We start from the raw sequence: 13,859 nt of genomic DNA on the forward strand, positions 1-13,859 counted from the left end.
GCACCGCCCGCAGGGCAGAGGCGTCGCCAGACCTTAGTATCAGCGTCAACGGAGCGCGCATCTCCTGAATTTGGTCAACGCGGCAAGCCAATCTACGGCTGTCGGCGGCTCGCCTCAGACCCGACCGATCTCCGCAATGCGAAAAAGCGGTGCCGAACGGCAATCAACGACGGTACCGAAAAAATGAGGAAGCGCCCTGCAGCTGATTCCTGCCCATCAGATTGCGTTTCGCCCCAGATCAAGGCTCAGCTTCTTCACATACTTGATCGGTTCATCGCCAACATTCGATGCATTGCCTGCCGATTTCGCCAGCAATGCACCTCATACTAGAATAATGCTTCTCTGCTCAACCAGAAGGATGCCCCCTCTTGCCAAACTTTGTGTATTCCACGTTCACAGCTCGCGGACCGAGCGACGAGATCGAGAGGTTCAGGACGACCTTGGTCACTATCGAGGAGGAAACCGACAAATCGATAAGAAGCACTTCCAGAAGGGATCTCATTCTCGACTTCGATGCAGTCATCCCGATGCCAGAAGATCAAAAGGTCGCGGGAGGTGCGCACTGGGCAGTCGAGAATTGGGGTACGAAATGGTCCGGATTCGACGTCGAAATTAAGGATATCGATGCAGAGACATTGTGGTTTCAGTTTACAACAGCTTGGGATTTCCCGACCCCCGCCTTCGTCGCCATAGCAGCAGAGTTTCCGCTGCTGACCTTTTCCGGAACTGCATTCGAGGAGAATCACGAGTTCGAGCTCGCTGGCGACTTCAACGGGCCTCGCCCGTGGGCGCCAGCACGACTTAGTTTTAGATAGGGACCTCTAGCCATAAGCATCAGGTAGTCGCCTTAGCGACTTGAGGTCGGCGTCAGGTCTGGAGACGCGATCCTTGGCAAGGCGACTACACACTATGCGCAGGACGCGTCACCATTTTCGATGTGACGGGCAGCCCGGATCCGGAATTCTTGCTCCCCTGCCTCAAATTGCGCACGATATTGAACACTATCAATACAATACTTATCCCTCTTCTCACAGAAGAACGCGAATGCGAAGCGCGGTGAGGGTGAATAAATCATCTCAGGCGACAATCCGGATGTCAGAACGGGCTCCGCATAATGAGCAACTCCGTGGCCATATACGAGCTTAATGGTTTTGATAAAGTCCTTCTCCGCATCCACCGCGGCATTATAAGTCGAGAATATTTCAACGGAGCAGCTGCCACTCATAATTATGATTAGAGCATCCTAGGTAGGGTATGAATAATATTAATCCTGATAGGTGTCGGCACCACAGCTACTAGTCTTCCCGCAGCGCCTACCGCAGCCTTCTCAAGTAATTCCTTTGCAATAATAGTCGATCTGTCGAAGACTATTGCCTGCTATTGGCTGCTGGTATTTCAGCAAAGCTGCCCACCTTCTCAAGAGTGCTTTATGAATTTTGTTTCAGATACTTCGAAGAGAAGATGAATTTACGTTGGGGGTGGAAAATGATTTTCAATAAAGTTATCGGATAAGAATTCGAAAGGGTGCCCGCTTACCATAAGCATCCATTTCTTACTCGTACTCTCGCTGGCATCGCAAACATTGCGCTGGACGACGGATGCTTTGATGCGCATGAAATCGATGTGCTTGACAGATACCGCGTTATCAATGATGGTGATAGAAGCGTGAGAGTTTTCAGACTTATGATTTGAATAGACTGCTAATTCGAGAATAACATATTTTTTTAAGCCACATTGGCAGATCTTTGGTTTTCTAAAGAAGCCATCCTAGAACATGATACCAATAAGGAGATGGTACATGTCAGGATTTTATGCTGCTTTCAACGTAACGGGTGATGGCACTGAGATAAGGCGATTCAAGGAAAAAATGTTTCGCTCTTACGATGAGTATCGGGGGGAATATGGCCCCTATCGTGGCTCAGACTCGAGCGTCATTATTGATTTTACTGCTGCTTGTCCAAAGCTTACAGCAGAGCGTATCGCGCTGGAGAAAAAGTGGCCTCGTGCTTACTCGCCGGAACTTCGTGGATATGATGTCGATCAAGCAGACTATGAAGATGGAGAATTTTGGTTCCAGTTCACAGTTGACGGCGAATTTCCTGTGGCTGCGTTTGAGGCGATTGCTGCCGAATTCCCCAGTTTGCATTTTAGCGGGTCGGCATACGAAGAAACTCACGAATTCGAATATGAAGGCGAGTTTAATGGCGATCAGCCTTGGCAGCGAGCGAAACTGAATTGGCTCTGAGGGGATGCCATAGTTTAAATATCTCTGAATGAGCTTCGATCGGCGCACACCTGCTGGATCGACATGCAATCTCAGGTACGCAGTACTGATCCAAACTTTTCTGTTGGACGCATTAGGCCGGCACAAAGGTCGGCCGTGGGGCAAAGTGTTCGCCGGGAGATCAGGAGAACATCGCTCTACCAAGCCTAAATCGTGCGGGCCGTCTGGCATTAACTCGGTTCGCGTTCGCGGCGTGATCTACGGAGAACCTGATCAGGACAAAAGAACCTTGCAACTCTTCCGGGATATATGTCAGGAATTCGCCCCGCCCCTCTTCGCCAGCTTCTGATGCAGACCAATGATCGTGAGAATGACCACCGGGATAGTGGGCCTTCTGGACCGGGCCTCTCCATTATGGCGCACGCGAGTCCTGGAGAAGTACGGGACGCTATTGGGTCACTATGACCATAAAGCCGACTGGCTGTTCGAGAGTTCGCTCGCGCGACGCGGCTGGGAGGAAGCGAGGATCACACTTGCCGATGATGTAATGGACCTCGAAATTCGTGTGCAGGGGCACCTCCTGAAGAGTACCACAGTCCGCCAGCAGTTGTTCGTCGTCGCGCCGCTATCGATCCCGCTGACGATGTGCGCAGGTCTGGAGACAGGCTCAGCAGTTTTGTTCAACGCTGACCTTATTAAGCCAGATGAAGCCACCTTCGAGAAGATCGAAAGGGTCACTGATACTACGCTGATATGGCTTTCGTCACCGACCATAAATGTTTTGCTCGGGTAGTCAGAAAGCCAACCGAATCATCACGCCAGCAAGAGCGAGAACTCCTTCACGCACGCCCAGAGGTATGCGGGCGGCCGAAGTTTCCATCCTCCGACGCCTCATGCGACCATCACAGATGAAAGCCTGAATGGAGGGGTTCAAACTGGTCGAGCGTGAAGGTCGCTAAAACGTGGACTCAAGACGACGTCGCCGGAGCGCAGGCAACGCCGCGCGTTCTCTCGCGTTTAGCCAATGATGGTCGCATCACCTGAACGGATGATCTTGCCCCTAGACCGGCTATAGTTTACATAGACGCTATGTCTATTTATCAACCGATTCGTTCTCATGCGGGTCTCACCTACCGGTGGGTGGCCGATGCTGCAGGCAAAGGCGGCACAGTGTTTAATCTCCGCGGAGGCATCAATTGGCCAGCAAGCGCAGCGCTTTCGCATCCCGTCCGCAGGGTGGAAACCTGCCTTCTCGCTCGAGATTACGAACATGATCATCTGATCGAACAACTCGGGGATCACATCACCGACCTCTCGTCGGACACGATTGTCGAGGGATACCGCAGGGCTGTCGACGATGAAGGGCAGCTTGTAGGGTGCCGCCTCCAAAAGCGAGGTGATGAACGCATAGGCCACGGAAAGGCTCTGCCCTTCACTGACGCCCCCCTTTAAAGAGACGCCTTCCGATGAAAGCTCGAGCGCAGAACCGATCCGCGCCACCCTGAGCGGCTCGCCCTTGATCAGACGCTCCAGCTTCTGGTTCGTCGCAGCCCGCACGCTCTCGCGTAGGCGGTCGAGGGAATTCTCGGCAACCGCGTCGATCAGCTGGGTCACGCAATCGGCTGCCTTCATGAAGGCTACGGTCTTCGTCGCAGCGGCGTATTTCTTGCGACAGCTCTCTACTTCGACTCGGCACATGGAGATGTTGGACCGATGATCGAGACGTTCGAGAAGCTGGGTCTGCTTATCGGTCGTGGAGAGATGCTTGATCGCCTTGTCGATGACTTCGAGGTCCTCTTCCAACTGCCGACGCTCGATCAGAAGCGACTTCATCTCCACGTCGCCTGCTTCTTCCTGTTCCGTTCGGCATCTGGACGAGCGTCCACCGTGGCTGATCGTCGAGTGATATCACGGCATCCCGGATCCCTCCTCGAATGTTCTCGTAGCGCCAGCCGACGACCTTAAGCTCCATCATCGATCTCCTCCGGCGCAACCGCTTCGTCCATGTCCTTCTCCACGGCCAATTCGATGACCGCGAGGACATCGCTCGTATCGTAATTGTCCTTCAGACAGTTCTCGATGAGCTTGCGAAGACGATCGAGCATCGCGGGCTCGCAGGCACCTTCGACGAGCACTTCGTCGAGCGCAGCCACGATGTTGGGGTCGAGTTCATCCGTATTCTGCATGCTCAGATCATGCCTCCTTCTTGATCGCGCTCAGGCTGCGAAACCAATCCCGTCGCTGAATGTCAGCAGATGCCTCCCCGCCCACGTCATCGTCCTCATCGATGTCATCGGTCCGTATGAAGTCCACGACCAGTGCGCGCTTCTCCGGATCGTCGGGGTCCACCCGAAGACATCGGCCGAGCCTCTGGACGGTCTCCAGCTGCGCCTTCGCGGATGCGAAGAGCACAATCGAACCCACCGATCGGATGTCGATGCCTTCCGAGATCCGGTGACAGGTGATGAGGCAGGAGAGTTCGCCTCGGGCGAAGCGCTGCAGGTTCTCGCGATCATCGCCCGCGTAATAGGTATGGAAGTCGGCACCAGCTTCCATCAGGATCTCTTGGACCTCGAGACCGTACTCGGCGGTCTCCACGAAGATCAGGCTGCGATCGAGGATCTCTGGACGCCGCCGGACGAGTTCGGCGAACGGAGGAAGCTTCTCGCGGGATAGCTTCCGGATCCTCGCGATCTCCTGGTAGAGGCTCTCGATCGGGGGGGCATCGGCCATTCTGGAGCGGGCATGGTAGCGTCTGATCGCCTGGCGAACCGCGTCCCGATCCTCGGCAGAGAACTCGTATTCCAATTCGAGATAATCGAACTCACACAGGATGCCCCGCTTCAGGGCCTTCTCCAGCCCGAACTCGAAGATCGTCGGTCCGATCTCCGCCTCTATAAATTTGTTACCACCCTCGTCGTATTCCCGGTCGGGCGTCGCACTCAGGCCGAGACGATAGCCAAAGGGCAAGATGACGCCCGACAGGTCACGAACCATGGCGGGAGCACCCATTCCGTGCACCTCGTCGCAGACGATCAGACCGTTCTTCGTGAGCTTGCTAGGCAGCCGGGGTAGCACGTCCCGAAGGTTCGTGCGCGAGGTGAGAAAGATCGATCCTTCAGCATCATTCAGATAGCTCTGCGCCTCGCGGTGGCGCTCGAACGCGCGATAGACGATGCGCCCCCGCGCAGACAGTTCGCCGTACCACTGATCGAGAAGATCCGTTCCGAAAGCGGTGACGATAGTCGTCTTGATGAGACTGCGCTCGAACAGCTCCTCCATGATCGAGATGGCCGTCCGCGTCTTGCCGGTTCCCGTGGCCATCTCGAGGATTCCATGTCGCTCCTCGAGGAAACGGGCGAGAGCCTGCTTCTGATGTACCCATCTGTCGTCGTCCAGCTTGGCCGTATTGGGATAGGGCCGTTCGGATCCCTCCCGATATTCGATCAGATTTCTCCTGACGGCTTCGGGCAGTTCGAAGGTCCGGACATTCGGGTCGGCATTGTTCCAGAGCTGGTCGAACCTGATCGCCTCGGCATCGACCCGCTGCTTCTCGCGCTCATCAATCCAGGAATAGAAGGCGCTGATGGACTCGTAATTCCGGAACGCCTGCGCGCTGTCGTTGGGGGACCCATGAAACGCGACGGCATTGCCGGCGGTATCGCGGAATATTCCGAACTTGTCGTGGAAATCACCGTCGAGCCCAGCCGCCGGCAGGGCCACACGGAACTCCAACAATCCATCCGCCACCATCCAGGCAATAGCCGAGAGGGTATCGCGCTCGAGCGCTTCGCCAAGCTCGACGACATCTTCAAGCAGGGCGGCGTGCAGCGCTTGGTCGAGTTTCGCGTCTGCTCCCTTCGCGAGAGCTTCGACATCCCTCTTCTGAAGTTTCGGGCTCGCAACTACCCTCGCCTTGCCCCCATTGCCCGCCAACCCGACGAGTCCCGCGGCGGCCATGCGCATCCAGGACGAAGTGAAGAACCCGACGCCGCGATCATAGGAAACGGCACTCGAAAGCGCTGGAATGTAGAAATTCCTCATCACCTCATGGGTGGAGGTGTCGAACTTGGGCTGTGTCTCAAGATCGCGCAACGAGACGCGCGATGGCGAACCCGCACCAGTCTCCACTGCAATCATTGCTTCCCCCTCGACGACGCGTGTTGCGTCATGCCTGCCTATTTCGCCACGAACTACGTTTTCTATCAAGGTCTTGTCGTGGGCCTTCCCCAAGAAAAAACCGCTTCGTCACGACGTCGCCGTTCATTCGATGATACGTACTCTTCGCAACTCCATCCCTGCGATTCCTATGCTTCCCGAAGCGTCGGCCAATTCGTCGGAGACGAATGGAGCCGAGATCAAGTGCTTGTCTTGCCACAGATGATGACCCTGACATCGGTGAGCGTCGAGGACGATTTCATTTGCCCTCCCGTCACCGGCTCCCACAGCACTCCCTTGAACCGCATCGTGGTAAGTCCGCGATCGATGGCGTCAAGACGATTGCAGACGACCATAAAATACCGCTTCGCAGCAAAGCTTTCGTCCTGCCATAGAATATCAACCCTGAAGAACTGGTGGACGCCGGGTTCGAGCATCTCGACACAATGACGGAAGCGGTCGCTGACCATATGCATCGACCAGCAGGAAATGAGTTCGGGCGTCTCCCGCTTGGGCCCCTCCCGGATCACCGTGCTCGGGAATGAGTTCGCTATAAACGGCCCTCCCCCTGTTGACCATCGAGCCGCGGCGTGGCGACACGCCACCATCCTTGAATAGATCGATCGCAGCGACCTTCGCGATGTCGCCATCCAGTTCCCTGAACCCATAGCTGAGCTCGTCATTCTTAACGGAGTAGAGAAAATGGGGCATACGCTGGTCCTAAAAAACTCACGAGTGCCTGACCGACGCCCAGGACAGTCAGGCAGGCGGAGCTCCGCTCTGCGAAGATCAGCATGATCTATGACGATCGTCGGTGAGACGGAAAATGCCTGAGGCCCGCTCTACCCAGCCCTTGACCGCCGGGAAGGAAGACAATCGATATCCTCGTTCCTCGGCGAGCATCGTGTAAGGTAGCCCATGGGAGAACGGCTACTGCGAAAGCTTCAACGGCTCAATGCGCGACGAGCTCGTGAACGGGGAAATCTCCTACACCCTGGCTGAAGCCCAGATCCTGATCGAAGCCTGGCCACGGCATTATACCACCGTCAGGCCGCACAGTTCACTCGGCTATCGCCCACCGGCCCCGGAAACGGCAACGCCGCCATGGCTGCCCTCCGGTTCCGCTTCGCTCCCCCTCCGGCCAGCCATGGCGCCGGGGGCAATCTTGCACTAACAATCAACACAGACCACTCAGTGGGGCCCGAAGTAGCCCGCAGTCAGCGCAAAAGGCACATCGAATCCTGGCGGCAAACTCCCGTCAGTTCCGGTCGAGATCAGCCAGACGTTGGCCGTCGCGCAGCCCGCTGCGGTTCGCCAGCAGATCGGGCACGCTCACGCATCCCGCCTCCCCCATCTCCTCGTCCGGAAAGACGGATTCAAGCGTCTGGTCGAGATCGAGTTTGCCCGGATCGACGAAACGCAACGCAAGTATGGTGCAGGCATACTTCGCCAACGAACCGGCTTGATAGACCGCTCCATCGACGGCGTTTCCGGCAGTCTCGATCGAATAGGGACCGCCCGGCTTCAGCGTGGCCGCCGAATACTCGACCTCTCCAGCGCAACCGCTCGACGTGAGTATCAGGCTTAGCGCAACCGCCGCTTCGGCAACGGATTGCTGATGAATCTTCATCGATCGAGACTGCCGAATATACGTCAAAATTCTCCCGAGACGCCAAGAAAGAAGAACCTTCCTCGGGGCCCGACAGGTCGAGCGAGACTGCCAAGGAATGGCTCCGCATCAGTGAGGTTGTTCACCCCGCCATAGATCTGAAACTTGTCGGTTACGTCGTAACTGATGTTGATGTCCTGCTCGAACCCGGTGCCCGTAAACAACTGGGAGCGGTCAGCAAGGTTCTCATTTGAAGATATAACGACCTTCCCATCAATGATCTCCACATCAGTTGCATCAGCATTCGAGAACTGCAGCGTATTGTCCTCGAAACGGCCGTTCCAGCCGACACTCCAGCGATCGAAGGTCCAGTTCACGCCGAAGTTGATGATCCAGTCCGGGTTGCCGATCTCGCCGAGGAGATCGCTAACCGTCGCCTGGTCCGCGATCAGCAGTTCCTGCTGTAGAGGGTCGGGTTCGGCGGCGATTGTCTGAGCGATAACGGGATCGCTTTCGGTGAACCGCTCCAGGAAGTGAGTGCCTGCCGCACGGACTTGGAAAAAACCCCAGTCGCGATCGCTGCCGAATGGTGCGTCGAAACGGTAACGGGCCTCGAAGTCCACACCCCGCGCGCGAAGCAGCGCGAGGTTGATGTTGCCTGAGGTGAAACCCGAGATCGCGCCACCATTATTCGGATTGCGCTGAACTGCTTCACAGAACTGATTGTCCGTCGAGGGAAGGTCCACACAGGCAGCGGCAATTTCGGCGCCTGTAAGGCTCCCCACAGCATCCTTGATTTCGATGTCGTAGTAGTCCGCGATGAGGACCAGGCCATCAAGTGCGCCACCAAGGATCCCGCGAGGTTCGAAGACACCCCCGATGGTGAAGCTGTCCGAGGTTTCTTCGATCAGGTTCGGGTTGCCGCCACTTGTTCCGGTCACGAAGGCCGTCAGGAAGTCGGAAGCATCAAATCCGTCTCCCACGAATTGACGGCAGTTCTGAGGCCGATTGGCGCTCCCATTGTTGATGTTGTCGTCATCGCAAGGGTCCGCTTCAACATCTATGAAGGCGGCTACCTGCGGGCTGAAAAGTTCGCCGATGTTCGGCGCCCGGATTGCTCGTGAGAAGGTGCCGCGGAACGTGAGCCATTCGAACGGCGAATAGATCGCGCCAAACGAGAAGGTCTCGGTCGAGCCTATCGTATTGTAGTCGGAGATGCGTCCAGTGGCGGAAATCTCGAGCAACTCGGCGAACGGGGTTCCGGACAGGATCGGCAAACGCAGTTCGCCGAACCCTTCATAAACGGTGATGCCCTGTCTCTCAGTCGGCGACGGGCTGATGATCACGCTGTTGTTTGTCACCACATTGCCTTCGATCTGATAAAAGCTGTCGGGAACAAATTGCGATGTGTCTCGCCGATATTCGAAGCCGGCTGCGAAGCCGATCGGTCCCCCGGGAAGTTCGAAGAAATGTGCGGTGTTGCCGGACAACACGGCAAGAAATTGCTGCTGCTCAATCGTTGTGGTGTCGCGCAGATTTGAGAACGCAAATTCCGCGCCGGCTCCCCCGATCGAGTTGAGGCCAAGGATGTTGATGGGTGCACAGCGGCCATCGCCGATCTGGTAGGTCACTGGTCGGGTAAGCCCGCTGACGTCGACCCCGTTGATGATGGCGCCATCGGGATAGAGCGGCGGGCCGCCCACGAATTGCGAAGCTGGCGAGGGAATGCCGGTAACCTCTGATCGGCAGACGATGTCACCGACCTTGGCTGTGTCCGCGGTTATCTGGATGTTTTCACCGTTGCGGATCGCGTTGAGCGTGCCAACGCCGTCGGGCCCGAAAGCTACGTTCGTATTGGTGCCATCGAGATCGCCGGGCGTAAGGGCCACGGCGTCGATTGCAGCAAAGTACCTGTCATTGAGGCGCGCGCTGCGGAACGTATCATTCACGTCAGTCCTGCCCCAGGTGTAGCTCGCCTCAAGCGCAACTTCGCTATCAGGCGACTTCCAGCGCAAGCCGCCGGACGCGCGGATTGTCGTGCGTTCAACATCGCCGCCGGAGTTCGTTTCCGACGCCGGGTTATCGCGCGCGACCAGAATGCTCGGCGTGCTGTCCGGGTCGAGTGCGTCAACCACTGCAATCTGGTCACGCAATGCTTGCGGCAGGAAGGGATTGTCGAGAGCGATCGGAATGTCGTCAGAAAAAGGTATCCCCGCGATGTTCGCGGTTTCGACATAGGAGAACTTCGCATCGGCGAAGAAGGTGAGGTTCGGCGCCACCTCGTAATCGACGCCAGCAGCCGCATTGATTCGCGTCAGTTCAGGAATCAATGTCAGCCCAGGCGCACTCCCGCCAACAAAGATACCGTCACCCCCGCTCGCGTTGAATGCACCAATCGAGATGCCAGGATTGAAGGCTCGCAGATTACCGGCTTGGTCAATGACCTGAAGGACGGGAATATTCGTTCCGGGAATATTCGGAACAGTGTCCGTGGACGGGTTGAAATTGTTGACGAACTGTCCGAGGGCGCCAAAAGGAAAAGCGAACGGCGTCGGATCAAGTGCGAGCGTCGACCCCGCACTGGAAACCGGCAAACGCTTATCCGGGACAAATGCGAACTCTGCGTCAGGGTCGAGCCCGAGAAGTTCGTTCAGAAACGGGTTGCTCGGACTGAGTTCAGCAAAACCGGGCCCAGCGAAATTTGGCCGATCTCCATTAACAAGGCCCGTTGAATGCGAATACTCGACAGCGAAGACGCCGCTGCCGCGTCCATCGTTGAAAGTTCCGCCGCCAGCGATAGAACCGAACACCTCCTCGGCATCGCCCTTGTCGCTGATCCCGGTTTGCAGGCGGTATTCGAGACCATTGAAATCACGACCGGTGCGCGTGATGTAGTTCACCACGCCGGAGACCGCATCTGCGCCATAGATGCCTGAGGCACCGCCAGTCAGAACCTCGACCCTAGAAATCAACGCCTGAGGGATCGATCCGACATCAACCGTTGCGGTACCTTCGATCCCAGGCACATGACGGCGCCCATCCTGAAGCACGAGCGTTCTTTCGGAGCCCAATTGCCGAAGGTTAAGAGTGCTGGCACCTGTTAAAGCGAGCCCTTGGGCGTCAGCGAGCGTGGCAGGATCCGAGCCCTGAAGTGCAGGAAGCTCGCGCAGCGTCTGGGCCAGATCGATCTCGCCGGACTTTCTGAACTGCTCGGACGTGACAACCTGAACAGGGCTGGGAAGAGTAGTGGTTGAGTCAGTTGCGATACGCGATCCGGTGACAACGATGCCAGCAGGCTCGGGATCACCTTCTTCAGGATTGGGATCGGCAACGCCATCCTGCGCGCCTGCGGATGTAGCTCCGAGGCCTGCCAGCATCAGCGCCATAGCCAAGGTGCGGAGGGATGCGGAATTCCGCTCATTGTTGCAACGCTTCATTGTTTTCTTCCCCTGTGATCAAGCCGACATATGACGCGACGGAAACCACGAGGCTTATCGGGGACAATGATGGTAACAAGATCGGATTCGTTCCTTTTGTGCGCTTCGAGCGCCATTACCGATCCCTGCTGCGCAATTGGCACATAGATTTCACATCCAATCGGTTTTCGCTTCACATAATCCGCTTCTCACCCTCACGTCGTTACGACAAACCTTTGACAGCAAGTGGTGAAAATCGAACCGCCAGCATGCGGGACTTCACTCCGGCAGTGGCGATGCCTTGGCGCAAAAGCACTTCGGCTGTCTTTGATGCAGGCGATCCCCATGGTGGCGGTTCGGCCTCCATTTGCGGCCATTCATGACATTGAGCCCTTGATGGCTATCCAGCACGAACACGGCGGCGTAGTGTCAGCTTTGTGCCACGGCACAGCCTGACTCATGCGTTCAAAACCGCACCAGATGCTTTCTATATCATGTCAGGAAATTGCAGGTCTCCCGCAGGAAGATGAAAGGTCTGGAACGCCTTGTCTGGCCCAATTACCATTCGTGATGGGCGCCGCTTCTCGTTAGCGGGGAGTGGAGCTTCCGGTATGAAGGGCGCAAGCCATGTCGCGACTGATGACCGCTTGCTCGTGGGCCAAATACGTGCATTTCAGCGAAGCGCTCGCCGAGGCGGTGGTGAAGCGGCCCAGAGAGGTACTGAACAGGTTGAAGCGGCAGAGGCTCTCTTTCGGTATACCGAAAGACGCATGCGCCGACATCCGCAAAATAGTCCTGGCTATTCGGAAGGGAGGTGTCGACGTGACGAGTGACCTCATCGAAGATATAAGCTCGCCCTTACGCGTATCCCAATATCCTGACAGCGCACGCCGCGAGGCAGGAATGATGCGATTTATCGTAAGCCTTGCAGCTCTAGGTTGCTTACTGTTTCTGCCATCAGCTTGTTCGGCCCAGGACGACAGGGCTGGACCCGCACAAGCAAATGCGACTGCCGAACCGCGCGAGATATTGGAGCGTTACCACGCAGCAGGTGTGCTCAACGGAACCGTGCTCTTGGCGCAGGGCGACAAGATTGTGTATGCAGCCAATCACGGCGTAGCAGATCCTGAGAACAACGCTCTCGCGCCTGATGCCAAGTTCCGGATAGCTTCGCTTACCAAGCAATTCACAGCCGCCACTGTTTTGTTGCTGATGGAACAGGGTCGGCTTTCTTTGGGCGATCCGGTCACCCGCCACCTTCGCTACTACGAACCCGCAGCTGGCTCCCGCATCACAATCGGCCAACTGCTGACCCACACCTCGGGCATCGCGCGCACTGCCGGACGACGCGAAGGGCGCGTGGTCAACCGGGTGACCGATATCGAACCTTCCATTCGGTTGATCATGGAAGATCCGCTCGCCAGCGAGCCAGGAGAAGCTTACGAGTACTCGAACGCCAATTACTGGATTCTCGGAGCGATCATCGAGGAAACGACGGGCTTGGACTATCCGGACGCCGTACAATCCATCTTGCTTGAACCGCTTGGTCTCGACGACACGCACTTGCCGCGCGGCGATGATGCGGTCGATGGCCTGGTTTCGGGCATGCGGGCAACGGCTTTCGGGTTCGAGTTGGAGCCATACTTGGGGGAGCATGGGGCACCGTGGGCGGCAGGAATGGTCGTCTCGACCGCGCGTGACCTAAGCCGCTGGAATCGTTTGCTGCATGGCGGGAAAGTTTTCGCCGAACCGGCAACATACAAATTGATGATTGCACCTGCTGCCCCCTTCAGCAAAAGCGACGTTTTCGGCAAGGTTGCGCCCGCAGCCGGGCTTTTCGTCGCCCAGTCCGGAGGCGGTCGCCGCATGATCTTTCATGATGGACATATCGACGGCTTCACCGCTGAACTGCGCTACTACCCCCAGAGCGAGGTCACCACGGTTGTGCTCGACAATGGGAGCGGTAACGTAACGGCCATCGGCAGCGCGCTCGCCGCCCTCGCCCATGGTGAACCTGTCCCGGAGCCCGAGAAACCCGCGTGGCGAAAGGTTGTGGACGCGATCAGCATCTGGGAGGTCACAGAACTGCCAGCGGCGGCGAAGGAGCTTACGGAAGCTGAACTCAACTGGCTCGGTTATGCTTTCATCTCAGTCGGTCGCCCGGCTGTCGCGGTTCATTTGTTTGAACAAGGGGTGGAGCGATTTGCTCGCTCAGCCAACATGCACGACAGCTATGGCGAAGCACTTTGGTACGCGGGGCGCGACGTGCAGGCCATTTTGGCCTATCGCCGTGCACTGGAGATCGATCCGGCGCTCGCAAGTGCGCAGGCGGCGATCGCACGTATAGAAGCCGGAGAACGGCCGGATTGAATTTGGATCAAAGACCTGAAGAGCGCCGTAAGCGCTGTCTTCAGCCCACGTGAGCGTGTGGCAGGAGCTCGTCGATGCGCGA

At 57.0% G+C, this 13,859-nt stretch carries 10 protein-coding genes and 1 pseudogene; 5 read left to right on the forward strand and 6 right to left on the reverse strand.

Going from position 1 to position 13,859, the window contains the following annotated elements; translation table 11 throughout:
* The first annotated feature begins 440 nt into the window (after positions 1-440).
* The 3 genes from Q0L48_RS15260 (at position 441) to Q0L48_RS15270 (ending at position 3,017) form a co-directional block, all read left to right on the forward strand.
* On the forward strand, positions 441-815 hold the full coding sequence (locus tag Q0L48_RS15260) for a hypothetical protein (RefSeq protein WP_296722371.1): 375 nt from the start codon (positions 441-443) through the stop codon (positions 813-815).
* A gap of 983 nt (positions 816-1,798) precedes the next feature.
* Positions 1,799-2,245, forward strand: coding sequence for a hypothetical protein (locus tag Q0L48_RS15265; protein ID WP_296722373.1), 447 nt, complete (start codon positions 1,799-1,801; stop codon positions 2,243-2,245).
* A 349-nt stretch (positions 2,246-2,594) separates the two neighbouring features.
* Positions 2,595-3,017: a hypothetical protein gene (locus tag Q0L48_RS15270; RefSeq protein WP_296722374.1), complete on the forward strand. Its 423-nt coding sequence runs from the start codon at positions 2,595-2,597 to the stop codon at positions 3,015-3,017.
* Between the two features lie 224 nt (positions 3,018-3,241).
* Here the strand turns inward: Q0L48_RS15270 and Q0L48_RS15275 are convergent, their stop codons facing one another.
* The 4 genes from Q0L48_RS15275 to Q0L48_RS16700 form a co-directional block, all read right to left on the reverse strand.
* Positions 3,242-4,057, reverse strand: coding sequence for a hypothetical protein (locus tag Q0L48_RS15275; RefSeq protein WP_296722376.1), 816 nt, complete (start codon positions 4,055-4,057; stop codon positions 3,242-3,244).
* A 128-nt stretch (positions 4,058-4,185) separates the two neighbouring features.
* Entirely contained in the window at positions 4,186-4,410 is a 225-nt protein-coding gene (locus tag Q0L48_RS15280) for a hypothetical protein (RefSeq protein ID WP_296722378.1), read from the reverse strand.
* 7 nt (positions 4,411-4,417) lie between these two features.
* Positions 4,418-6,364, reverse strand: a complete 1,947-nt coding sequence (locus Q0L48_RS15285) for a DEAD/DEAH box helicase family protein (RefSeq protein WP_296722380.1) — start codon at positions 6,362-6,364, stop codon at positions 4,418-4,420.
* 218 nt (positions 6,365-6,582) lie between these two features.
* Positions 6,583-7,065, reverse strand: a complete 483-nt coding sequence (locus Q0L48_RS16700) for a DUF1629 domain-containing protein (protein WP_367274048.1) — start codon at positions 7,063-7,065, stop codon at positions 6,583-6,585.
* Positions 7,066-7,292: 227 nt separating this feature from the next.
* Here Q0L48_RS16700 and Q0L48_RS15295 point away from each other — a divergent pair.
* Positions 7,293-7,556 (forward strand): annotated as a pseudogene (locus tag Q0L48_RS15295) (integrase core domain-containing protein); the annotation flags it as partial.
* Positions 7,557-7,640: 84 nt separating this feature from the next.
* Here the strand turns inward: Q0L48_RS15295 and Q0L48_RS15300 are convergent.
* On the reverse strand, positions 7,641-8,012 hold the full coding sequence (locus Q0L48_RS15300) for a serine hydrolase (protein ID WP_296722383.1): 372 nt from the start codon (positions 8,010-8,012) through the stop codon (positions 7,641-7,643).
* A 23-nt stretch (positions 8,013-8,035) separates the two neighbouring features.
* Positions 8,036-11,428: a TonB-dependent receptor gene (locus Q0L48_RS15305; RefSeq protein WP_296722385.1), complete on the reverse strand. Its 3,393-nt coding sequence runs from the start codon at positions 11,426-11,428 to the stop codon at positions 8,036-8,038.
* A gap of 606 nt (positions 11,429-12,034) precedes the next feature.
* On the opposite strand from Q0L48_RS15305, the gene Q0L48_RS15310 reads away from it, so the two are divergent.
* Positions 12,035-13,777 carry a serine hydrolase gene (locus Q0L48_RS15310; protein WP_296722386.1) on the forward strand — a complete coding sequence of 581 codons (1,743 nt, stop codon included), beginning with the start codon at positions 12,035-12,037 and terminating at the stop codon, positions 13,775-13,777.
* Positions 13,778-13,859 lie beyond the last annotated feature (82 nt).

Origin of the sequence: Erythrobacter sp. (genome assembly GCF_024305245.1) — a bacterium.
Lineage (GTDB): Bacteria > Pseudomonadota > Alphaproteobacteria > Sphingomonadales > Sphingomonadaceae > Erythrobacter.